The organism is Kosakonia quasisacchari (genome assembly GCF_004331415.1).
GTDB lineage: Bacteria > Pseudomonadota > Gammaproteobacteria > Enterobacterales > Enterobacteriaceae > Kosakonia > Kosakonia quasisacchari.
In genome coordinates this window covers 1-22,560 of the sequence record NZ_SJOP01000008.1, presented here as the reverse complement: position 1 = coordinate 22,560, position 22,560 = coordinate 1, and the positions used below count along the sequence as shown (strand labels likewise).

Below are 22,560 nucleotides of genomic sequence, written 5' to 3'. Positions count from 1 at the left end.
TCCTCTGCTAAGGTAAATATTCCTAAATCTCCCGCCGGAACGCGTATGCTCACCACCATCATTTATCGCAGCCATCTGCATGACCATGTCTCGTTTACGCTGCTTGAAGAGATGGTTGCAGCCGCCAATATCAAAAACGGTCGGGCCAGCGTGACGGGGATCCTCCTGTTCAATGGCACACATTTTTTTCAACTGCTTGAAGGGCCTGAAGAAAGTGTGACGGCTATTTATCAGGACATCTGTGCCGATGACCGGCATTACAATCTGGTTGAATTACTCAGGGACTACGCACCGTCAAGGCGCTTCGGGAAGACGGGGATGGAGCTGTTCGACTTGCGCGGTCACGACCGTGAGGCGGTGTTGCAGACGGTGTTCAATAAAGGCACAACGCGATATCAGCTGACATATGGCGATCGCGCGTTGCAGTTCTTTCAGACCTTTGTTGAAGACAGCGAGAAAGAGTTTTACTACGAAATTCCCCCCGGTGATGTATGGGAGTTTATTGCCGATGGCAACGCCATAACCCTGCCGCCAGGCGTCCCGGATAGCCGTGCCGGCTGCCATTTTGCTTTCCAGCCCATTGTCGACCCCTTTGCCCGCCAGATTGTCTCTGTCGAAGCCCTGCTGCGCACCCGCGTAGGTGGCTCACCGCAGGACTGGTTCGACGATATGGCCGGAGATGATATTTACACCGCCGATTTACAGAGCAAGCGCGTCGCTTTTGCGATGGCCGCCGCATTAAAGCTGGGCGCGCAAACCCTCTCCGTTAATCTGCTTCCCATGACGCTGGTAAAAGTTCCAGATGCTGCTGAATTTATTGTGCAGGCGATTAAAGAGAACGGTCTGGTTCCTGAACAGGTCATCGTTGAATTTAACGAAAGTGCCGTATTTTCATGCATTGATGCGTTTACGCAGGCGGTGAAAATGCTAAAAGGCGCCGGTATTCGCGTGGCGATTGATCACTTCGGTGCCGGGTTTGGTGGTCTGGTTTTGCTGACGCAATTCCAGCCGGACAGAATCAAAATCAACCGCGCCCTGATTGCGGATGTGCATAAAAGTGGCTCCCGCCAGGCCATTATTCAGGCGATTATCAAATGCTGTACCTCGCTGGAAATTGCCATTTCCGCCGTCGGCGTCGAGAAAGCGGAAGAGTGGATGTGGCTTGAATCGGCGGGTATTTCTCAGTTCCAGGGACACCTTTTCGCGCGCCCGGATTTAAACGGCATTCCGGCCGTGGCCTGGCCAGAAAAGAGAGATGAGATGGTATAAGCTATGCAACATGAGTTGTACAAAAAAGGATTTGTACAACTTTGCGAAGTTAACTTAGTCTATGAAATGAGCACACTGGCGTTAAAGAGTATGAGGGAGCTATGGCTTTTTATAGTATCGGCGAGGTTGCCGAACGCTGCGGAATCAATCCGGTCACACTTCGCGCATGGCAGCGTCGCTATGGGCTGTTAAAACCGCAGCGCAGTGAAGGCGGCCATCGTCAATTCGATGAGTCTGACATTCAGCGCATTGTGGAAATAAAGCGCTGGATCGATAAGGGCATTGCCGTAAGCAAAGTTAAGGCCTTGCTCGACGACAACAAATTCGCCGGCCAAACAAGCTGGGCGCCACTCCAGGAAGAGTTGATGTCCATGCTGCGACAAGTGAATCCCTCCCGGCTTCGCGCAACCATTCACGCGTTGAGTCAAACACATGCGGCGGATGTACTAATTGACGATATTCTGGTGCCGGTACGCCAGCGGCTCAGCCGCGATAAAAACACCGCGCGCGTGGTATTAAGCTTGCTGGATGGCGTGTTAGTGGAGTTTGCCACTTCAGGTATTGCCGCCGCACGTGAACAAGCAGCAAAAATGGCGCTGCTGATCGCCTGGGAAAATGACGACCGCACCCATTTATGGCTCGAAGCATGGCGCCTTGCACAGCAGGGCTGGCGCATTGATGTCCTCGCCGAACCGCTCGACTCCCCTCACCCGGAATTTTTTCCTGGCCAGCATCTGTTTGTCTGGACCGGCAAACCGCTCACGCGCAGTCAGTCGCAGCAGCTCGCCCACTGGCGCGAACAGGGTTTTGCTATCGCTCACCATAGCGGCAACGCAGAAAGCGTCTAAGACTGGCGTTCAATTCAGTCCTGTTTCTCTGGCGCTGACAGTTTGCTGAAAATCGTTTTGCCCCCCACTACTCCTGATGATCGCGCGGATCATCAGCACTGGTTATAATCGCCTCGCCAGTGAGCGCAGGAAAATAATGTTAATGAGGGGAAGCGTTGTGACGGATAAAGCATCAGATTCAGGTTTGAAAGAACAGATAACGGATTTTGCCAGTCACGTTATTTCAAGCCGATTAAAAGGGCCAGTGTATATCTATTTATTGTGCTCATTGGTCGCGTTTAACTGGAAGCACATATTACTCATCGCCATGTCGGATGAGAAAATTGAAATCCTGCTTAAAAATATCACCAGCACTTACCACTTTTCACATAACTATTTTTACTGGCCACTGGTGGTGGGTTTTGGAATGTCGATAGCCATGCCGGTTCTGGATTTTATTGTTAATTTACTCTCCTCGTTTGTACGCATTGGTGTCAACTGGTCAGATCGTATCGCAAATACCGCATGGCAATGGATTCTGGATCGTATCAACGCAGGTAGAGCAAAGACGTTCAGAAAAACACAGGCGCTTGAAGTTAATCTTGCAAAAGCCCAATTTCAACTTGATAACGTCCAAAAATCACTCAGCAACACACGACAACTCTCCTCATCTGTTCGTCAGGAAATTATTTCGCTTGCCGCACGGCTGGCTGTCATTTCCGGGAATATAAGCACTAACCTGGCAGAATTAAATGCCCCTGATAAAGTTCTGGACACCATTCATAAGTTTTTCGATTTTGAGGAATATAATTCAGCGCGTGCACTGGCGGAGAAAATATATATTTCAAATGGTTCCGCAGAATTTATAGGGGCGTTGTCACGCGCAACGCACTCACTGACTGAAGATGAAATCGCTAAGATAATGGCGTTTCTGAATCTTCCGTCCGCCACTGTCGAAGGGAGCGAACCCACTGCTGCTCAGGGTTAACAATTTTGCCTGGCAATATTTTCCCTGAACTGAGCCCGGCGTAAACCGGGCTGATTAGCTACCCCATATCACTTTCCAGCCGCTGGCGGTGGCGCAAACCGGGGAACCACTTCATCCAGAGGGCTACCACAATCAATGTACCGACGCCGCCAATCGCCGCCGCAGGCACCGCGCCGAGCCACGCCGCCAGCATGCCGGATTCAAACTCACCGAGCTGGTTAGAGGTATTGATAAAAATGGAGTTAACCGCGTTCACACGCCCGCGCATCTCGTCTGGCGTATCGAGTTGCACCAGTGAACCGCGAATCACCATGCTCACCATGTCGAAACCGCCGAGCGCGAACAGCGCCAGCAACGACAGCCACATCCAGCTTGAAAAGGCGAACACCAGGGTCGCCACGCCAAAACCCGCCACACACATAAACATGATCATGCCGACATTGCGCGTCAGCGCGCGGTGGCTTAACCAGAAACCCACCAGCAGCGCGCCTACGGCTGGAGCACTGCGCAGCAAGCCCAGACCAAGCGGCCCGGTATGCAACACATCATGGGCGAAAATGGGCAGTAGCGCGGTCGCGCCGCCGAGCAGCACAGCAAACAGGTCGAGCGAAATCACCCCCAGCACATCCGGGCGATTGCGGATAAACCCAACGCCAGCAAACAGCGAGGATAACGTCGCCGGTGCGCGCGGTGGCTGCGCCTGTTCATAACGCAGGGTCATCACCAGCAGCAGCGATACCAGATAAAGCCCGGCGGTAACGCTGTACACCACATCGGCCCCCGCCGCATAGAGAAAGCCGCCCAGCGCCGGGCCGACAATCTGCGCGGCCTGGCCGGAAACCGCATTCGCAGCGGTCGCGCGCGGTAAAATGGAGAGCGGCACCAGCGCCGGTAACATCGAAATCATCGACGGCGACTCAATGGTTTTGGCGCAAGAAATCACAAAGATAAGCGACAAAATCACCCACACACTGGCATCGCCGTGCCACGTTAGCCACGCCAGCGCGGCGATAGCCAGCCACTCGAAAACCTGCGCCAGCAGCACCACGCGACGGCGGTCAAACTGGTCGGCGATATGCCCGGCAGGCAGCGCCAGCGTCACCGAGGGAACAAACTGCACCAGACCAATCATCCCCAGCCAGAACGCGCTCTGTGTCTGGGAGTAAATCTGCCAGCCGACGATGATGGATAACATCTGAAAACCGAAGCTGGAACTGGTTCGCGCCAGCCAGAAGGCGACAAACGAACGATGTTGCAATAAACGACCATCACTGCCTGGTAACACCGGAGCCATACGTTATTCCATCTCTGTTATTAGTGTCCTGCCGATGGCGCGCCCGGCGCACCGGAACGCACAAACGGCGGGCGGGCAAACCAAATCACCACAATTAGCGCCATAAAACCCCAGCCCAACAGCCAGAAATAGTCGATGGTCGACAGCATATATGCCTGTTGTTCAATGGTTTTATCCACCGCTGCCAGATGCTGCTGCGTCACGCCGCCCATTTTATGCAGATAGTCGGTGGCGGCCGGGTTATAAACCGAGACGCTTTCCGTCAGGTTAGCGTGGTGGTAAACCTCGCGGCGCGACCAAATCCAGGTAGTGAGCGACGAAGCAAACGAGCCGCCCAATACACGGAAAAAGGTCGCCAGCCCGGAGCCTTCTGCCACTTCAGCACCGTGCAGATTCGACAGAACAATGGTGGTTATTGGCATAAAGAAAAACGCCACGCCGATCCCCATAAACATCTGCACTTCCGCCACGGTGCGGAAATCGACACTGGTATTAAACTGCGCGCGAATCAGGCAGGATGCGCCCATCGTCAGAAACGATAACGACGCCAGCAAGCGCAGATCCACTTTATGAGCATAACGACCGATAAACGGCGTTAACAACAGTGGCAAAAAGCCCATCGGCGCGGCGGCAAGCCCGGCCCAGATGGCGGTATACCCCATCTGAGTTTGCAGCCACTGCGGCAGAATAATGTTGATGGCGAAAAAGGCCGCATAGCCAAGCGTCAGCGCCGCCGTGCCGATGGCGAAATTGCGCTCTTTAAACAGCCGCAAATTGACAATCGGGTGTTGCTCCCCCAGTTCCCAGATGACAAACGACACCAGCGCAATGGCCGAAAGCACCGACATCACAATGATTTCTGTGGCGTTGAACCAGTCCATGTCGTTGCCTTTATCCAGCACCACCTGCAACAAGCCCACCCCGAGCACCAGCAGCGCAATGCCGATGTAATCAATCGGCGAGTGGGACGTGGTTTCTTCGCGCTCGCGCAGCTGCGTCCAGACCACAATGGCGGCGAAAATCCCGATCGGTACGTTGATATAGAAGATCCACGGCCACGAGTAATTGTCGGTGATCCAGCCGCCGGTAATCGGCCCGACAATCGGCGCGACCACGGTCACCATCGACAGTAATGCCAGCGCCATGCTGCGTTTGCTGGTCGGGAAAATCACCAACAACAGTGTCTGACACATCGGGAACATCGGCCCGGCGAAAAAGCCCTGCAACGCACGAAAGATAATCAGCTCGGTCATGCTGTGGGCAAACCCACACAGAAACGATGTCAGGGTAAACAGCGCCACCGAACCGACAAACAGCTTAAGCTGACCAAACCGACGCGTAAACCAGCCGGTCAGCGGCAGCGCGATGGCATTACACACCGCGAACGAAGTAATAACCCAGGTGCCCTGGTCTGAACTAACGCCAAGGTTACCGGCGATGGTCGGCAGCGCAACGTTCGCGATGGTGGTATCCAGCACCTGCATAAACGTCGCCAGCGACAGCGCAATCGTCGCCAGCAACAGGCTGGGTGGCGTAAACGCCGACTTATCTTGCATAACGTCTCTCTTAGCGGGCGTTGGACGCTACCGCCTGGCTGTTGTCATGAAGAATTTTCGCCACCATCTGATCGGCGTTTTCCAGTGCGTTCTGGTAAACGTCGGTGGTGAAACGCGGCGCGGCAACCGTTTTGGGCGGCAGCAGATCGCCATCAACGTTACGAATATCCACGCGGGCGAACATCGACAGCCCCACGCGCAACGGATGCTTTTGCATGTCATGCGGGTCAAGTGTGATGCGCACCGGCAAACGCTGGATGATCTTGATCCAGTTCCCGCTGGCGTTTTGCGCCGGCAGCAGCGAAAACGCACTGCCGGTGCCGATGCCCAGGCTCTCAATGGTGCCGTGGTATTCAACATCATCACCGTAGAGATCGGCGGTCAGCGTCACTTTCTGCCCCAGACGCATGGTGTTCATCTGACTCTCTTTAAAGTTGGCATCCACCCACACCTGATCCAGCGGCACAATTGACATCAACGTGGTGCCAGAATCAACGCGCATACCCAACTGCACCGCACGTTTCGCGACAAACCCGCTTACCGGCGCAACAATGGTGCTGCGCGCGTTGTCGAGGTAACGCTGGCGCAAGGTGGCAATGGCGCTTTTGATTTCCGGGTGGCTGTCGATAACCGTGTCATCGGTCATCGCAAGGTTGGTGCTTAACGCTTGTTGCGCCGCGGCCAAATCGCTTTTCGCGGTGGCAACCGCGTCACGGTAGTGCGCTAAATCCTCTACGGAAATGGCACCGCTGGTGGCGATTTTTTGCCGACGTGCATAGTCGTTCTGCGCGGTTTGCAGCGCGGTTTGTTTCGCCGCAACCTGCGCACGATAATTATCGACCGTGCTGTACAAGCCGCGCACCTGGCGCACGGTGCTGGCCAGGTTCGCTTCTGCCTGCTGCAGGGCGATTTCGGTGTCACTCGGATCCAGCAACACCAACGGCTGCCCTTTTTCGACGTAATCGCCTTCATCAACGGAAACCTGCGTCACCGTCCCGCCGATTTGCGGCGTTAAGGTCACCAGGTTTGCGTTGACATACGCATCGTCGGTGGTTTCGTAATAACGGGCATATAACAGATACCAGGCCAGACAGCCTGCGGCGATAAGCAGCAAAGCAACGAACAGGATAGCGAAGTTGCGATTACGTTTGCTCGGCGCACGTTCGGGTTGTGCAGATGAAGTTTGCATCTTGATACCTTTTCGGGACAACTTAGCGATGTGGACGAGTTGCCTCGTCCGGCAACATTTTTATTAGGAGTTCAACCAACAACCGCGACTCATCGGGGGTCAGGCGGTTAGTCAGCGTACTGAGAATCGAGGCCAGCGCCTCATTCTGAAATCGGTCGCAAATCACTCGCCCTTTGTCGGTCAGTTCGAGAATGACCTGCCGTTTATCTTCCGGGTTAGTGGTGCGCACAATGAGATCGCGCTTGACCATGCGCTCAAGCATGCGACTCATCGCGCCGGCGTCCATCAGCAGGTTTTTGCTCACTTCAACCGGGCTATTGAAGCCTTTGTAGATACTTATCAATACTTTGAACTGTGCGGCAGTGATATCCGCAGAGGAAAAGTACTGGCTAATAAGCTGGTCTTTAAACTGGTTTGCCAGATGAATCAACAAACCGAGATGGAGTTTAGGGTTGGGAATATCCGCAGCGTTCGTCATGATATTTGCCTGGTCAATAATTACAAATGAAATTACTGACCAGGCAGTTAACTGTCAATGAATTGTCAAGATAAGCGCACATTTTGTCAGTGCGCGGCTACATCGCACAAAGAAAAAGATGATCTAACCTGCTGTAATGTAAAGTCTTAAATGCGTGAGGCCAGTACCGCATTCGCTGCTTCGACAAACTCCACGCCACCTGGCCCACGGGTGATCCAGGCGGGTGCCTGAGGCAGCGAGTCAAGACACTCCCGCACGGTACTGACCCCCACCGAATGGCGGAAAAAAGCAAACATCGGTGCGTCATTAAGTGAATCACCGGTATAGAGCACCGAGTCAGGATCGCTATCAATGTCGAGGTTGTAGTGTTCACGCAGCACTTTTCGCGCCATGACCAGTTTGTCGTAACCGCCCAGCCAGCCGAGTAACCAGAGATTATTGACCGTGACACTGGCTCCGGCATTGCGCATGCAGTTGATGATGGCGGCGTTTTGTTCGTTATCCGCCGTGCGGGAAAAGGCAATACTGGTCAATCTGAAGAGCTGGTCATCTGCCAGCGTGGCCGTGGGTATCTGGTGTTTTACGTCATCAATAATATGCGCTAATTGTTGGGTCAGTTTCGCCTGCACGTCGTGCCAGTAATGACGTTCAATCCTCTCCTGTGAACGGTGATAAAAAAGCCCACCATTTTCGCCAATAACCCCCGCCACCGGCCACATTCGCGCCATTTGATCGCACCATCCAGCGGGTGCAGCGGTAACAGGAATAACGTGGATCCCCGCGCGTTGTAATTGCTCCAGCGCCAGGTATGTGGCAGCAGCCAGTTTTCCTTTGTATGTCAGGGTTTCGTCCATGTCCGTCAGGACAAAACGCACTGAGCGGAAAGTCGCGGCATGGGCATTTTCCAGTTGTTTCATGATGTTCTCCTCGTGGGCTATCAGGGTAACGAGCCATCCGCGCCCTGAACATCATTCTGGTTAGCAATAATCCTCATATGGAAAAGCAAATACGGGCAATGTCGTGACGCACCTGTCAGTTATTGCTATTGCGCCTTCGTACATCAATCGCGCCGTTCATACCCGTTTGCTCCAGCGAACATTTCCCCATTTCAGACGCCCATTTTCGGTGGTGCGCCCGCCAGAAGGCGGGTAACCCGGCGGCTCAATGGCGATATTGCGCATGGTTGGGACGATGTGAAAAGGTGCAAAGATCTGCTGTAGCTTAGAGTGATGCCGATTCAGCTCCGGCAACACATACCAGATAAGTTCACCCAGCGATCGCTCCAGCCACGCTTCAACCGTCATCTCCTCTGATAACGGCGTCATAAACGCCTCGCTTTGCGCCATCTTGTGCAAATTAGCGTAATCCGCAATCTGCCAGCGGCAAAATTCCAGCGTGTCAGAGGTGAAATAGAGATCGTCAACAAAGGCTTTATCCTCTGCGCTGAGCCTCTCCTCGTCGGCATCGTTGAGCTGCGCGTATAAAAAGCGAGTAACCAGCGCCGGTAAATGATGCACTACCAGCCCTGGATGTTCACCACTTCCGCCGCCGAGGATCAGATTATCCGGCGAGGCGCTAAAGTCGTAGCCGCCCCATCCTTCCCCGGCAATCACTTCTAATGGGCGGTAAAGGGGTAAATAACCCAGACGACCAATCAGCTCATGATCGTAACTGTCGATATAACTCATCTCACCTGTGACCTTCTTTTTAATATTGTGTACGGGGTAAAGCGTTCGGTGGTTTCATCAAACCCGCGGTTGATGTGCCTCAGAGCATATGTAACATCACGCGGTGTAAATACAGACATCGTGCCTTCTTTAATAGCAACAACCTGCTTTTATAACGCGGGAAATAGAGTGGCTCAACTGCGCAATCTGGTGGCAATGCCCTTGCCAGGCGTGTTACAGGGCTGAGATAGTTCTTAAACTGGCTGGATATAACGCTATTAGCCGCTTGCTAAACGTAAAGAAATGTCAAAAAAGACCACTTAAAAGTCAGTATCCCCTGCCAAAAATAAGTGATAGTGACGCGTGTGATTAATAAAAACGAAAGTGCATTTCGCTAACTTATTAATTTTTAGCAAAATTTATTTTTAAAATAAAAATCGCAAGCGAAGCGGTGTAGTGAAAATATATTCAACCACACCTATTTGCGCCTCGATTTGACTAAATGAGGCGAGTGTCTAAATTTAATATCAAACGACATACGCAAGCATGAAAATATAAATCAAGAAGGATGTCATGATTAATATTCGCATATTTCATTTACCCCGCGTTAATAAACGCCGCACAATTTCCCCTGATATTCTGTATTTATCGTATAGCTATTAATTACAGTAATAGCACCCTCTTTTTCTTATCCACTCAACCATGAAAGGATTAAATATGACGCCTCAAGAAAATTATCACGACTGGTTACGCGACGCACACGCAATGGAAAAACAAGCTGAATCCATGCTAAATGCCATGAGCAGTCGCATCGATAATTACCCCGATTTGCGTGCGAGAATTGAGCAACACTTAACGGAAACGCAAGGGCAAATAAAATTACTGGAAGCGGTGATGGATCGTAATGATATTAACCGTTCATTAATGAAAGATGCCACCAGCAAAATGGCGGCGATGGGTCAATCATTTGGCGGCATGTTTGCACCGGATGAAATTGTAAAAGGTGCAATCAGTAGCTATGTCTTCGAGCAATTTGAAATCGCCTGTTATACCTCGCTTATTTCCGCGGCTGAAAAAGCCGGTGATAGCGCCAGCATTGATATATTCAAACAGATCCTGGCAGAAGAAAAAGCGATGGCCGAATGGGCGCTAAATCATATTCCGGATGTGACAGAACAATTTTTGCTGCGAAGTGCAGCGGAAGGCGTGGAAGCTAAAAAATAATTATTTTTACATTTCAGGAGGCAAGCAATGTTTCGTCATGTTAAGCAACTGCAATACACCGTGCGCGTCAGTGAACCGAACCCAGGGCTGGCCAACCTGCTGCTCGAACAGTTTGGCGGCCCGCAAGGCGAACTGGCTGCGGCATGCCGCTATTTCACCCAGGGGTTGGGAGATGAAGACGCCGGTCGCAAAGAGATGTTGATGGACATCGCGACAGAAGAACTCAGCCACCTGGAAATTATCGGTTCGCTGGTGGGCATGCTCAATAAAGGCGCAAAAGGTGAGCTGGCGGAAGGCACCGAAAATGAAGCAGAACTCTACCGCTCGTTAACCGAAAACGGTAATGACAGCCATATTACGTCGCTGCTGTACGGCGGTGGCCCCGCGCTGACCAACTCCGCAGGCGTCCCGTGGACGGCAGCCTATGTTGATACCATTGGTGAAGTGACCGCCGATTTGCGTTCGAATATCGCCGCGGAAGCGCGCGCGAAAATTATTTATGAGCGCTTAATCAATGTGACCGACGATCCGGGGGTAAAAGACGCGTTAGGTTTCCTGATGACGCGTGAAGCCGCGCATATGCTCTCTTTTGAAAAGGCGCTCTACTCGATTCGCAATAATTTCCCGCCAGGAAAATTACCGCCAATCGAACAGTACACCAACGTCTATTACAACATGTCGGAAGGTGACGATCCGCGCGGCAGTTGGAACAGCGATGAGAACTTTGAGTATGTCGCCGATCCACAACCGGCTGTCGACGGTGGTGACGGCTCCGCTACCACCACGCTCAGCCCGCAACAACTGGCGCTGGTAAAAGCGATGGCGGAACGTACTAAATCCGATCCGCGTGTTGATCCGCTTACCGGTGCCGAACTTGGCAACGGTGAGCCCCAACCAAAATAAGCTCTCCCCAAAAGCATCTGCCTCGCAGATGCTTTTTTATCTATTTTGTAAGGCGCGCAACGCCTGCGCATCGTGGCTGCAAAACAGCCGGACGTCCTTACCTGCATTAGCGCCAGTTCACGCAGACATTGCTGGTTAACCCTTCTGGCAGAGTTCTCCATCTCTATCATCCATTGATAAAAACGCAGCCCCGCCATGCACTGTCGCTCCGGCAGCCCAATTTCACTGCTAAAACCATGCTTACCGCCGCGCAATAGCCAGCCCTGCGCCTGCGATGAACATTCGCATTTGGCCGCGTCGTGCATTATCAATGTGAATGTTGAGTGTCTTCGGAAAGATTAACGGGCCTGATTTGAATCACCTGCCCCTGTTCCCAGGCATCCGCACCCTGTGCGACAGGATGCGCAGGAAGATCTGTGCGCTGTTGCTTGATAGCCGACGTGTTCACGCCGAAACGACGGTCGCGATCGGCAAGCAGCGCCGGATTGAGTTGCCCATCTTGTGTAAATCCCATCATTAACGCGGGCACGCCCAGCGGCAGCGTCTGGTCACGCTCAGTGTGCCAGGTATGCCAGGTCTTGCCGTAGGTATTCACGATATTGTCCATCAGCGCTTTTTCGGCGACTGCAGGCAAACCCGGCGCAATAAGCGAGCCGGATTTCACTTCATAGCGGTGGCTATGCCAGAGTTTTTTCTCCTCGGGCGGGAGCGTTTTGAAAAGCCGTTCACTGATGATGTATTCCACGCCCATTAGTCGTGCATTCGTGGTATTACCGTCATAGATCACCGCCTGCATAACATCATTATTTAGCACAGTGACATAGTGGTGGGCTTCCATTTGCCCTTTCCGATCGCCGTTATAAAAATGAAAGCCATCCAGGTACGTACTTATTGCCTCAATCGGCGGGCGAGATTGTATTAGCGCGGCGCCTGTTTCGAGGGTTTTCATTTTCCCGGAGGTTTTCTCTCCAGGTATAGCCGTTTGCGGCGCGCTATTATTGGCACCGCAGCCAACAAGCATCAGGGGAATAAGAAGATGTAAAGCCAGACGCATTGATCTTTTTCCTTAAAGTCAGGTGGAATAATCAGGGTAGCGCATGCTGCGTATTCAGCCAGTTATATCGTAATGATGTCTGTCCACGTCGTTATTAGCGAAACGGTAAAAAAATATCATATTGTGGGTAAGATTATCCGCAAGCCCGGCCCGATAATGGTAAAAAATAGTGTTACCTTAATGCATTTCTTTTTGAAGATATCCAGCGTAATGCTTTTACGATATAGCATTTTATTAGCCACTCCGTTTCGGTCGTTTAAATTACCACTGCGCAGATAAAACATCAGCGAATTATTCCTGGTGAAGTTATGGATATATTTCAATAAAACCTCAGCGTTTAATTTCAACGCAAGAAATACACACCTTTGTTGTATGCCGTTACAGGCAGCGCCTGCTGTACCGGGGTTACGTCGTCACAAAAAATGCGCTACGCCCTGAAAAAAACCGTAACGGTAGTGGTGGAATTGCTAAGGTTTAGGAGTGGGTAGCGCAGTTAAGCGATTTGCGTCAAGTTTTTACCATTTTATAGAAAGGTATTAGCTATCAAATCTGTAGATTCATTCAAATACCTTTATCAGGAAGCAGTGTATATCGTAACGACAGAACACAAGCAAATGGAGCCCGATATGAGCACGTCAGACGATCAATCCCTCTCGTCATCCGTCGAGAAATGCCCCTTTCATAACAAAAGCAGCGAAAAAAGTGCAGGCCCTGTAACCGGTAACCGCGACTGGTGGCCTAACCAGTTGCGCGTAGATTTGCTAAACCAACACTCCAACCGTTCCAACCCGCTGGGTGAACACTTTAACTACCGTGAAGAGTTCAAAAAGCTGGATTACTCCGCGCTCAAAGCCGACATTCGCGGTGTGCTGACCGACTCCCAGGAGTGGTGGCCAGCAGACTGGGGCAGCTATATCGGCCTGTTTATTCGCATGGCCTGGCACAGCGCGGGCACGTATCGCACCGTCGATGGCCGTGGAGGTTCTGGTCGTGGCCAGCAGCGCTTCGCGCCGCTCAACTCGTGGCCGGATAACGTCAGCCTTGATAAAGCGCGACGTCTGTTGTGGCCGGTGAAACAAAAATATGGTCAACAAATCTCCTGGGGCGACCTGATTATTCTGGCGGGCAATGTGGCGCTGGAAAATGCCGGCTTCCGTACGTTCGGTTTTGGTGCCGGGCGTGAAGATGTCTGGGAACCGGATATGGATGTCGACTGGGGTAATGAAAAAGAGTGGTTAAGCCATCGTCACCCGGAAAGCCTGGCGCAGGCTGCCATCGGCGCAACCGAAATGGGGCTGATTTACGTTAACCCGGAAGGCCCGAACGCCAGCGGCGAGCCGGTTTCCGCCGCCTCTGCCATTCGAGCCACCTTCGGCAACATGGGCATGAACGACGAAGAAACCGTCGCGCTGATCGCCGGGGGTCATACACTGGGCAAAACCCACGGTGCATCCACGCCGGATAACCATGTTGGACCAGAGCCAGAAGCCGCTCCGCTGGAAGCGCAGGGTCTGGGCTGGATGAGCAGTTACGGCAGCGGCGCAGGTGCAGATGCCATCACTTCCGGTCTGGAAGTGGCATGGACACAAACGCCTACCCAGTGGAGCAACTACTTCTTCGAAAACTTGTTCAAATATGAGTGGGTGCAAACCCGTAGCCCGGCGGGTGCTATCCAGTTTGAAGCGAAAGACGCTCCGGAAATTATCCCGGATCCGTTCGACCCGGAGAAAAAACGCAAACCCACCATGCTGGTGACCGACCTGACGCTGCGTTTTGACCCGGAATTTGAGAAAATTTCGCGCCGTTTCCTCAATGATCCACAAGCATTTAATGAAGCCTTCGCCCGCGCATGGTTCAAACTGACTCACCGCGATATGGGGCCAAAATCTCGTTACATCGGCCCGGAAGTACCACAAGAAGATCTGATTTGGCAGGATCCGCTGCCAGCGGCGGTTCATCAGCCAAACGGTGCGGACATCGCTAACCTGAAAGCCGCCATTGCTGAATCCGGCTTGTCGGTGAGTGAGCTGATTTCGGTCGCCTGGGCTTCTGCCTCCACCTTCCGTGGCGGCGATAAACGTGGCGGTGCGAACGGCGCGCGTCTGGCGTTAGCGCCGCAGAACGGCTGGGAAGTGAACGCCATTGCCGCGAAAGCACTGCCCGCGTTGCAAAGCATTCAGAAAACGCTGGCGAAAGCCTCGCTGGCGGATGTGATTGTGCTGGCGGGCGTGGTTGGCGTCGAGAAAGCTGCGGCAGCGGCCGGTGTGCAAGTGAACGTGCCGTTTACGCCAGGGCGTGTTGATGCGCGTCAGGATCAAACGGATGTGGACTCCTTTGCACTGATGGAGCCGCTGGCCGATGGTTTCCGTAACTATCGCCGCGTGTGGGATGGGATCAGCACGGAAACGCTGTTAATTGATAAAGCGCAGCAACTGACGCTCACCGCCCCGGAAATGACCGCGCTGGTTGGCGGTCTGCGTGTACTGGGCGCGAACTATGACGGCAGCAAGCACGGCGTCTTTACTGACCAGCCTGGCGTGCTGAGCACCGATTTCTTCGTCAATTTGCTGGATATGCGCACTGCATGGAAAGCCGCCGATGAGAAATCAGAGCTGTTTGAAGGTCGCGATCGCAAAAGCGGTGAAGTGAAATACACCGCCACGCGCGCCGACCTGGTGTTTGGCTCCAACTCGGTGCTGCGTGCGCTGGCTGAGGTTTACGCCAGCGCCGACGGCAAACAGAAATTCGTCACCGACTTTGTTGCTGCCTGGACAAAAGTGATGAATCTCGACCGCTTCGACCTGCTGTAATCTCACTCTTTATCCTCAAGCCTGCGACCTGTCGCAGGCTTTTTTATGCCGCGCGTTCAGGAATGCGCGCAATCACCTTAATTTCGAAATCAAAACCCGCCAGCCAGTTGACGCCCACGGCTGTCCAGTTCGGATATGGCGGTTGCGGGAAAATTGCCTGTTTGACTTCCATAATGGTGGCAAATTGGTTTTCCGGGTCCGTATGAAATGTGGTGACATCAATCAGGTCATCGAAGCCACACCCCGCCGCCGCGAGCGTGGCCTGTAAATTATCGAACGCGAGGCGAACTTGCGCGGCGAAATCGGGCTCCGGGCTACCATCGGCACGGCTGCCAACCTGGCCGGAAACAAACAGCAAATCGCCGGAACGTATCGCGGCGGAATAACCATGTTGTTCATACAACGCATGGCGATGAGCAGGAAAAACGGGTTCGCGAGGGATCATAGGGTTACCTTTTGCCGGTTAATTTAAGATACACTTCGTATATGAAGTTAATCCACATACACTGCGTATGTCAATTCACATACGCGATGTATTTCAAATGGAGCCACTATGGCCGTAAAGCGTCGCGCGCAAACCATGGAAGAGAACCGCGCCAAACTTATCGCTGCTGCACGCAAGGCATTTGCCGAAAAAGGGTTTGCAGCGGCATCAATGGATGAATTTACCGCAAGTGTGGGCTTAACGCGCGGTGCGCTGTACCACAACTTTGGCGACAAACAGGGCTTGCTCGCCGCCGTGGTGGCGCAGGTCGATAGCGAAATGGCGCAGCGCGCAAAAATGCAGGCGCAAGCCACCAGCACTGCCTTGGATGCGCTATTGGCTGAAGGTGTCGCCTATATCGAAATGGCGCTCGATCCGGAAATTCAGCGCATTGTGTTGCTCGATGGTCCGGCGTTTCTTGGCGATCCTTCGCGCTGGCCAAGTCAGAATGCTTGCCTGCAAGCCACTCGTGTTGCTGTGGCCTACATGGTGGCAAACGGCGAGATGAAAGCGGTGGATGTGGAATCCGCCGCGCGCTTGCTCAACGGCGCAGCGTTGAATGCCGCGCTATGGGTTGCCGCCAGTGATAACCCGCAACAGACCTTACCCAAAGTGATTGACGCGTTTATCTTGCTGGCAAATGGGCTGCGCGCAGAGAAAAAAAACCCGGCGTAATGCCGGGAATAATTTGGTAGATAACGAGTTTTAGCGTGGCGGCAAAGTGCGCCGCCGCGAAATCAGGGTAACAACAAATGAAGCCGCAAGCCGGATGGAGCAGAGTCAGTGGCAGGGCTCGCGGCTATTAAAAGGGATAAATATAACGCAGAGATGACACTGCTTCGGTTGCGAAAAATACGCCCGTCGCATGCACTCCCGTGCCACTGGTGAAGAATGCTACCCGAGTATGTTCAACCTGAAGCGGCTTCTTTCTCCAGCCTGAGCACAAAATGGTTATCGTGACGGGCAATCTTCGCTCCGCTGTTGCCGTAGTTTGCCGAGAGCATAAAAAATGTATCCGCATCGACATCAAATGCCAACTCCACTTCCTGGTGCTTTCCTGAGCTAATCATTTGATATGCCTGCTTTAAATTATAAGCTTTTGCTATAGCCATGGATAAGTCTCCGCGCATGCTGTTGCTTACTGTAAATCTCGCCTTTACTTTATAGCCTGTTTTGCCGAACTAACCTGCAATTTTTCCACTGAAGATGCGAAAAACCCAGCTGTTATAAAGCAGCGTTACGGGCACCAGCAAGGCAAACGTCAGCAGCAGAAATCGTTGCGTGGCCGGTGGCGCGGCGGTCTGCGTAATGCTGAGAACAGGCGGCACAATCCACGGGAAGAGCGTAAACACCAGCGCACAAAAAGCACAACTGACCATCACTAACACGCCGGCAAGGGGTAAAAAAGGTCGACGCAAAATCAGACCAACCTCAGACAACGCCACCGCCAGTACGCCCACCAGTAACAGCGGCAACCAAAGCCAAATATTGAACAGATGCTGACGCCAGGTTTCATGCAGTTGCGTGGTCCACGCCAGCAATCCCACCAGCAGCAACCCGGTGACGATGGCGAGCCACGGCATGACGCAGCGCCCGCACAGAATGCATTGATCCGGATCGTAGGTGTAAAACGGGTTAGAGTGATCTTTAACATAAGGCTTGCGCGTGTACGGGTAGCGCTGGATGGGAATATGCATATCCACCATGGTGTTATGCAATGTACAGTCGCCGGTGTTGTGTTCGCACACGGTACAATAAAGTTCATGTTTAGCCAGCAGGCGATCCATGCCCTCTTCGCGCGCTGCGCGCGCTTGTGTATCCAGCGCGTTAATCACCAACCCTTCACGGCTTCGCAGCGTACAACCGCGCACCAGCTTCCCGTCTTGTTCGACCCAGCACACATCGCAAGTCTGTAACGGATCGAGCGCCGGATGGTAGCAAACATGGGGTAGCGTGATATTGCAGCTTTCAAGAAAATCGATCAGCGGGACATTTTCCGGGCCAACCAGCGCCCTACCGTCGTACAGGACGGTACATTTTTGCAGGCTCATCTTGCTTCCTCACCAAAAAACGCTGTACGCGCACTCCCCGGTTCGACAGTTCAGCAGACTGGCAAAAAGTCCTTCCTGTTCAGGGTGACGTATCGGTTATGAAGTTTAAAAGTAGTTGCCGTGCTAGCGACGAGCCAAACGGCAAAGGGCATTCTGCATCTCTGTTTAAGACTTCTCTTAAAACCATTAGCTGCTGTGATGATTTACGAAGGCAAAATGTAAATTTATGTCAGCAAATACCATTTTTATGCCAATAAACGCGTTAAAAGGAGCATGTAATAACGGACGGTAATATTACTTTTCTATCTACTTTTTGCTAAGTGACTTATTTTAAAGATACATCCTCAATGCCGCTTTGTTTAAATAACAAGCAACTACATCTAACGGGGTATTTATTAACGTAGGAATTTTCACGTTTGACTATTTCACCACAGCGACTAACTTTAATCCCTGAACGCGGTGAACATGGTTTTGAATATCATGTTCATATATTTAACAACGAAACAGGAGAAATATTATGGCTGAACATCGTGGCGGCTCAGGTAATTTCGCCGAAGATCGTGATAAAGCGTCCGAAGCGGGCCGCAAAGGCGGTCAACATAGCGGTGGTAATTTCAAAAATGATCCACAGCGCGCTTCTGAAGCAGGTAAAAAAGGCGGCCAGAATAGCCACAGCGGCGGCCGTAAATCAGGGGAATAATTTCTGATTTAATTTTTTACCTCACCAATATATTTTATCATCACTGGCGAGTCGGCAACGGCTCGCTATTTTTAACCCAGGAATTTAAGGCTTTTAATTATGCAGATTACGACGCTCAACGATTTATTTATCCATGGTTTGTCGGACATTTACAGCGCGGAAAAACAACTTTCCCGTGCGTTAGCCAAACTGGCACGCGAAGCCTCTACACCCGAGCTGGTACAAGCGTTCAAACAACACATGGAAGAGACGCAAGGCCAGATAGAACGTATTGATCAGCTGCTTGAAGCCGAAAGCAGCCTGAAGCTAAAACGCATGAAGTGTCATGCGATGGAAGGTCTGGTAGACGAAGCCAACGAAGTGATTGAAAGCACCGAAAAAGGCAGCGTTCGTGACGCTGCATTAATTGCCGCGGCGCAAAAAGTTGAACATTATGAAATTGCCTCTTACGGTACTCTCTGCACCCTCGCCGATCAATTAGGCTATAAAAAAGCGAAAACACTTCTGGCGCAAACACTGGAAGAGGAAAAAACCACCGACAATCTGCTGACTAAAATTGCGACCAGCAAAATTAATTCCAAAGCGGAAGTAGAATAAACGTCCTTGAGTTAATTCCACCTGAGGTAAACGTATGACACGCGAAGAGAATTATCACGACTGGCTACGTGACGCACATGGGATGGAAAAACAGGCAGAGTCGATGCTGGAAGCGATGGCTAAACGCATCGATAATTATCCTGTGCTGCAAAATAAAATTGAAAGTCATTTAGCCGAAACCCGCGAACAAATAGTGTTACTTGAAGGGCTTATTGATCAATGCGGAATATCGCGATCGGTCCTTAAAGATACCATGGGTAAAATGGCGGCGATGGGTCAGGCCGTCGGTGGTGTCTTTAATTCCGACGAGGTGGTTAAAGGCGCGATAGGTGGCTATGTCTTTGAGCAATTTGAAATTGCTTGCTACACCTCATTGATTAGAACGGCTGAAGAATTAGGTGACGTAAACGGCGTGCAGGTGCTGCAAAAAATTCTGGCGCAAGAAATTGAAATGGCGGAGTGGATGCTCCAGCACGTTCCGGAAGTTACGACTGAGTTCCTTGCCCGTTCCAGCGCGCCTGGCGTTGAGGCGAAAAAATAACCCACGTTAATGGAGAGACGACGATGCTGCCAAAGCTGAAACGCGTAAGGAATGTGTTAATGAACAACCGTGCCAGCGACGATCTCGGCTGGCAGGTGTTAAGTGAGTTCGAACGCGCGCGCCAACAAAAACCGTTTGTTGCCGGGCAACCTGCCAGCAATCATGACGAGGCTGAACTGCCGGAGCCCGATCTTTCTCTCGAACCACTGCAAGAGTACCTGGTGACAACGATGGCCAACCGTAAGCAGGCCAGCGAATAACGCAGGCAGACTGCGTTACGCCATAACCCTTTGTGTCTTGTCAAATTTGCCCGGAGCGCAAGCTTCGGGTTTTTTATTTCTCTTCATCCGTTATCTTCAGCCCGGCCTTGACTTAAAATGTAATTGGCGTACGTTTCAGGACATGAAAACATTCCTGATTATTGTGCCTGATGGCGGCATGCTGTTCGAAGCCGCCGGTATTGCCGACATTCTGATGCAGGCTAACCAACTGCACCCGAATGACAGTGCGCAGCCGCGCTATCGCGTCGCCGTTGCCACCACCCAACCTCACCAGGTGATCCACGGCCAGTCCGGGCTGAACCTGCTGGCAGATCACCGCCTGCCGGAAATCGATCCGCGCCAGCCGTGGGATACCATCATGATAACCGGTCGCGGTACTGATGCCGAGGAAGGCACGGCCGTGGTGGACTGGCTGCGCCTTGCCGCGCCGCACGCGCGCCGTGTCGTTTCTATTTGCGGCGGCGCGATGCTGCTGGCACAAAGCGGATTGCTCAACGGGCGGCGCGCAACCACCCACTGGCGGCTACTGGAAACCATGCAGAAAGAATACCCCAATGTGACCGTTGAAGGCGGCCCGCTCTATATTCAGGACGGCCCCGTCTGGACATCCGGTGGCGTCAGTTCCGGCTTCGATCTCACGCTGGCGCTGGTCGAAGATGATTACGGCTTCTCTCTCGCGCTGGATATCGCGCAGAACATGGTGATGTACCTGCGCCGCCCCGGCGGGCAGTTGCAGTTCAGCCGCTATCAATTACAGCAGACCAGCGGCGTCGGGCCGATTAGCGAGCTGCAAAACTGGATCCTGGCCAACCTGGCTAAGGATTTATCCGTTGAGCGGCTGGCGGAACAGGTGGCGATGAGCCCGCGCAACTTCACCCGCGTCTTTACCCGCGAAAGTGGCGTTCCTCCCGCGCGCTATGTGGCCGAAGCGCGCCTCGCCGCCGCACGCAGCCGGCTGGAACAAACCAGTGAAACCCTGGAACAGATCGCCGCGGCGACCGGCTTTGGTAGCAGCATCAATCTGCGGCGCATTTTCGAACGCCAGTTACACCTCACCCCAGGTGATTACCGCCAGCGCTTCCACTGCCGTAAATTGGCGTAAAGTGATCCTTATTTGTCGTTTACGCCAAACCGTGACCGGCCTACAGTGACTGCAGTGAGTTACCGTACAGGAAGGAGTCAATTATGGTTAAGGTCGGCATTAATGGTTTTGGCAGAATTGGACGCAACGTGTTACGCGCGGCGCTGGGCAACACAGAGATTCAGATTGTGGCAATTAACGATCTGACGGACAGCAAAACGCTCGCCCACCTGCTGAAACATGATTCTCTGCTCGGCACCCTGCCCGTCCCGGTAGAAGCGGGTGAAGGCCAGTTGTTCGTTGATGGCAAAGCGGTGCGTGTCTTCAGCGAACGCGATCCGGGCAACATTCCGTGGCGCGATGTTGGCGTGGAAGTGGTGATTGAGGCCACCGGTTTCTTCACCGAACGCGACAAAGCCGAAGTGCATATCAGCCGTGGCGGTGCGAAACGCGTGATCATCTCCGCTCCGGGTAAAAATGATGATTTAACCATCGTACTCGGCGTCAATGACCAACAATACGATCCGCAGCGCCATTTTGTGGTCAGCAACGGCAGTTGCACCACCAACGGCCTGGCACCCGCCGCACAGGTGTTGCATCAACGCTTCGGGATCGAACATGGCCTGATGAACACTACCCACGCCTATACCAATAGCCAGGCGCTGCACGATCAGCCGGAAAAAGATCTGCGCGGCGCGCGTGCCGCGGCGTTGTCGATTGTGCCGTACTCCAGCGGCGCAGCGAAAGCACTCGGCAAAGTGATCCCGGAACTCGACGGGCGGCTGACAGGTTACTCTCTGCGCGTACCGGTTCCGGTGGTGTCGATTGTTGACCTGACGGTCACGCTGAAACGTGATGTGACGGTTGAAGAGGTGAATGCCGCGTTCCGTGAAGCCGCAGCAGCCGGCCCACTGAAAGACATTCTCGGGTACAGTGACGAACCGCTGGTTTCCAGTGATTATCAGGGCGACCCGCGCTCATCCATTATCGATGGATTATCAACACTGGTAATTGGCGGCAATCTGGTAAAAATCCTCGCCTGGTATGACAACGAGTGGGGTTTCTCTAATCGCCTGGTTGAACTGGCGAGCCTGATGGCCAAACGCGGTTTGTAATTACCTCATTCCATTACCGAAAGGCATCGCAATGCGGTGCCTTTTTATTGCGCTTTGCGCGGCGAGATGGAGAGCTTCGTTCTCAACCTTCCACATTTCACGACTGAACAACGCTGTGTTTATTCTCCTGCCAGGCAGCTTTCTCATGCAGGCTATATGATCTATTGGTTGGTATAGCCAATTACCTTTACAGGAGATCATCATGGGCACATCGTTGTTCAGCAAGACCCCTTCGGTCACCGCTTTTGACAACCGGGGACGCGTTATACGCAATATCGCCTGGCACCGCCACCCCGACTTCCCGGACATCACCGACGAGCGCATCACTCGCCATCGGTTCGACGCGCGTGGTTTGCCGTCTCAAAGCGCCGACCCGCGTCTGTATGCCGCCGGGCTGGCAAATTTCAGTTATCTCCACGACCTGAACGGTACGCCGCTGCGCACACAGAGT

At 52.7% G+C, this 22,560-nt stretch carries 22 protein-coding genes and 3 pseudogenes; 14 read left to right on the top strand and 11 right to left on the bottom strand.

From position 1 onward, the window contains the following. Positions 1-45: 45 nt before the first annotated feature. The 3 genes from E0L21_RS10210 (at position 46) to E0L21_RS10200 (ending at position 3,084) form a co-directional block, all read left to right on the top strand. Positions 46-1,269 (top strand): diguanylate phosphodiesterase, encoded by a 1,224-nt coding sequence (locus E0L21_RS10210; protein ID WP_131409119.1) that lies wholly within the window; start codon positions 46-48, stop codon positions 1,267-1,269. Positions 1,270-1,370: 101 nt separating this feature from the next. Then, positions 1,371-2,117, top strand: coding sequence for a MerR family transcriptional regulator (locus E0L21_RS10205; protein WP_131409117.1), 747 nt, complete (start codon positions 1,371-1,373; stop codon positions 2,115-2,117). A 157-nt stretch (positions 2,118-2,274) separates the two neighbouring features. Further along, on the top strand, positions 2,275-3,084 hold the full coding sequence (locus E0L21_RS10200) for a hypothetical protein (RefSeq protein WP_131409115.1): 810 nt from the start codon (positions 2,275-2,277) through the stop codon (positions 3,082-3,084). 58 nt (positions 3,085-3,142) lie between these two features. On the opposite strand, the gene E0L21_RS10195 is transcribed toward E0L21_RS10200, so the two are convergent. The 6 genes from E0L21_RS10195 to E0L21_RS10170 all read right to left on the bottom strand — a co-directional run bounded on the left by E0L21_RS10195 (position 3,143) and on the right by E0L21_RS10170 (position 9,289). Then, positions 3,143-4,378 (bottom strand): MFS transporter, encoded by a 1,236-nt coding sequence (locus tag E0L21_RS10195; protein ID WP_131409113.1) that lies wholly within the window; start codon positions 4,376-4,378, stop codon positions 3,143-3,145. 20 nt (positions 4,379-4,398) lie between these two features. After that, complete coding sequence (locus E0L21_RS10190; protein ID WP_131409111.1) at positions 4,399-5,934, bottom strand: DHA2 family efflux MFS transporter permease subunit; 1,536 nt, start codon at positions 5,932-5,934, stop codon at positions 4,399-4,401. Between the two features lie 10 nt (positions 5,935-5,944). Next, positions 5,945-7,123, bottom strand: a complete 1,179-nt coding sequence (locus tag E0L21_RS10185) for an efflux RND transporter periplasmic adaptor subunit (RefSeq protein ID WP_131409109.1) — start codon at positions 7,121-7,123, stop codon at positions 5,945-5,947. Between the two features lie 22 nt (positions 7,124-7,145). Then, entirely contained in the window at positions 7,146-7,601 is a 456-nt protein-coding gene (locus E0L21_RS10180; RefSeq protein ID WP_131409107.1) for a MarR family transcriptional regulator, read from the bottom strand. A 146-nt stretch (positions 7,602-7,747) separates the two neighbouring features. After that, positions 7,748-8,518 carry an HAD family hydrolase gene (locus E0L21_RS10175; protein WP_131409105.1) on the bottom strand — a complete coding sequence of 257 codons (771 nt, stop codon included), beginning with the start codon at positions 8,516-8,518 and terminating at the stop codon, positions 7,748-7,750. A 156-nt stretch (positions 8,519-8,674) separates the two neighbouring features. After that, positions 8,675-9,289, bottom strand: coding sequence for a hypothetical protein (locus tag E0L21_RS10170; protein WP_131409103.1), 615 nt, complete (start codon positions 9,287-9,289; stop codon positions 8,675-8,677). 696 nt (positions 9,290-9,985) lie between these two features. On the opposite strand from E0L21_RS10170, the gene E0L21_RS10165 reads away from it, so the two are divergent. Next, complete coding sequence (locus tag E0L21_RS10165; RefSeq protein ID WP_131409427.1) at positions 9,986-10,492, top strand: ferritin-like domain-containing protein; 507 nt, start codon at positions 9,986-9,988, stop codon at positions 10,490-10,492. A gap of 27 nt (positions 10,493-10,519) precedes the next feature. Next, positions 10,520-11,395: a manganese catalase family protein gene (locus E0L21_RS10160; RefSeq protein ID WP_131409101.1), complete on the top strand. Its 876-nt coding sequence runs from the start codon at positions 10,520-10,522 to the stop codon at positions 11,393-11,395. Positions 11,396-11,702: 307 nt separating this feature from the next. Here the strand turns inward: E0L21_RS10160 and E0L21_RS10155 are convergent, their stop codons facing one another. After that, entirely contained in the window at positions 11,703-12,449 is a 747-nt protein-coding gene (locus E0L21_RS10155) for an OBAP family protein (RefSeq protein ID WP_131409099.1), read from the bottom strand. 626 nt (positions 12,450-13,075) lie between these two features. On the opposite strand from E0L21_RS10155, the gene katG reads away from it, so the two are divergent. Next, complete coding sequence (katG, locus tag E0L21_RS10150) at positions 13,076-15,259, top strand: catalase/peroxidase HPI (protein ID WP_131409097.1); 2,184 nt, start codon at positions 13,076-13,078, stop codon at positions 15,257-15,259. A 43-nt stretch (positions 15,260-15,302) separates the two neighbouring features. Here the strand turns inward: katG and E0L21_RS10145 are convergent, their stop codons facing one another. Next, positions 15,303-15,704 carry a RidA family protein gene (locus E0L21_RS10145; RefSeq protein ID WP_131409095.1) on the bottom strand — a complete coding sequence of 134 codons (402 nt, stop codon included), beginning with the start codon at positions 15,702-15,704 and terminating at the stop codon, positions 15,303-15,305. Between the two features lie 108 nt (positions 15,705-15,812). Between E0L21_RS10145 and E0L21_RS10140 the strand changes: the two genes are divergently transcribed. After that, positions 15,813-16,418, top strand: a complete 606-nt coding sequence (locus tag E0L21_RS10140; protein ID WP_131409093.1) for a TetR/AcrR family transcriptional regulator — start codon at positions 15,813-15,815, stop codon at positions 16,416-16,418. A 233-nt stretch (positions 16,419-16,651) separates the two neighbouring features. Here E0L21_RS10140 and E0L21_RS10135 read toward each other — a convergent pair whose 3' ends face one another. The 3 genes and pseudogenes from E0L21_RS10135 to E0L21_RS25105 form a co-directional block, all read right to left on the bottom strand. Further along, positions 16,652-16,855 carry a hypothetical protein gene (locus E0L21_RS10135; protein ID WP_131409091.1) on the bottom strand — a complete coding sequence of 68 codons (204 nt, stop codon included), beginning with the start codon at positions 16,853-16,855 and terminating at the stop codon, positions 16,652-16,654. 69 nt (positions 16,856-16,924) lie between these two features. Further along, a pseudogene (locus E0L21_RS25110) lies at positions 16,925-17,308 on the bottom strand (cytochrome d ubiquinol oxidase subunit II); the annotation flags it as partial. An 18-nt stretch (positions 17,309-17,326) separates the two neighbouring features. Next, positions 17,327-17,794: pseudogene (locus E0L21_RS25105) on the bottom strand (2Fe-2S iron-sulfur cluster-binding protein); the annotation flags it as partial. A 517-nt stretch (positions 17,795-18,311) separates the two neighbouring features. On the opposite strand from E0L21_RS25105, the gene E0L21_RS10125 reads away from it, so the two are divergent. The 7 genes and pseudogenes from E0L21_RS10125 to E0L21_RS10095 all read left to right on the top strand — a co-directional run. Then, a complete protein-coding gene (locus E0L21_RS10125; protein WP_131409086.1) occupies positions 18,312-18,494 on the top strand; it encodes a con-10 family general stress protein in 183 nt (60 codons plus the stop codon). A 99-nt stretch (positions 18,495-18,593) separates the two neighbouring features. Continuing rightward, positions 18,594-19,091, top strand: coding sequence for a YciE/YciF ferroxidase family protein (locus E0L21_RS10120; RefSeq protein ID WP_131409084.1), 498 nt, complete (start codon positions 18,594-18,596; stop codon positions 19,089-19,091). Between the two features lie 34 nt (positions 19,092-19,125). Then, positions 19,126-19,632: a ferritin-like domain-containing protein gene (locus tag E0L21_RS10115; RefSeq protein WP_131409082.1), complete on the top strand. Its 507-nt coding sequence runs from the start codon at positions 19,126-19,128 to the stop codon at positions 19,630-19,632. Between the two features lie 59 nt (positions 19,633-19,691). Then, positions 19,692-19,892 carry a hypothetical protein gene (locus E0L21_RS10110; protein WP_131409080.1) on the top strand — a complete coding sequence of 67 codons (201 nt, stop codon included), beginning with the start codon at positions 19,692-19,694 and terminating at the stop codon, positions 19,890-19,892. A gap of 142 nt (positions 19,893-20,034) precedes the next feature. Continuing rightward, positions 20,035-21,015, top strand: a complete 981-nt coding sequence (locus E0L21_RS10105; protein WP_131409078.1) for a GlxA family transcriptional regulator — start codon at positions 20,035-20,037, stop codon at positions 21,013-21,015. A gap of 83 nt (positions 21,016-21,098) precedes the next feature. Then, entirely contained in the window at positions 21,099-22,109 is a 1,011-nt protein-coding gene (gene gap / locus E0L21_RS10100; RefSeq protein WP_131409076.1) for a type I glyceraldehyde-3-phosphate dehydrogenase, read from the top strand. Between the two features lie 202 nt (positions 22,110-22,311). Continuing rightward, positions 22,312-22,560, top strand: a pseudogene (locus tag E0L21_RS10095) (RHS repeat protein); the annotation flags it as partial.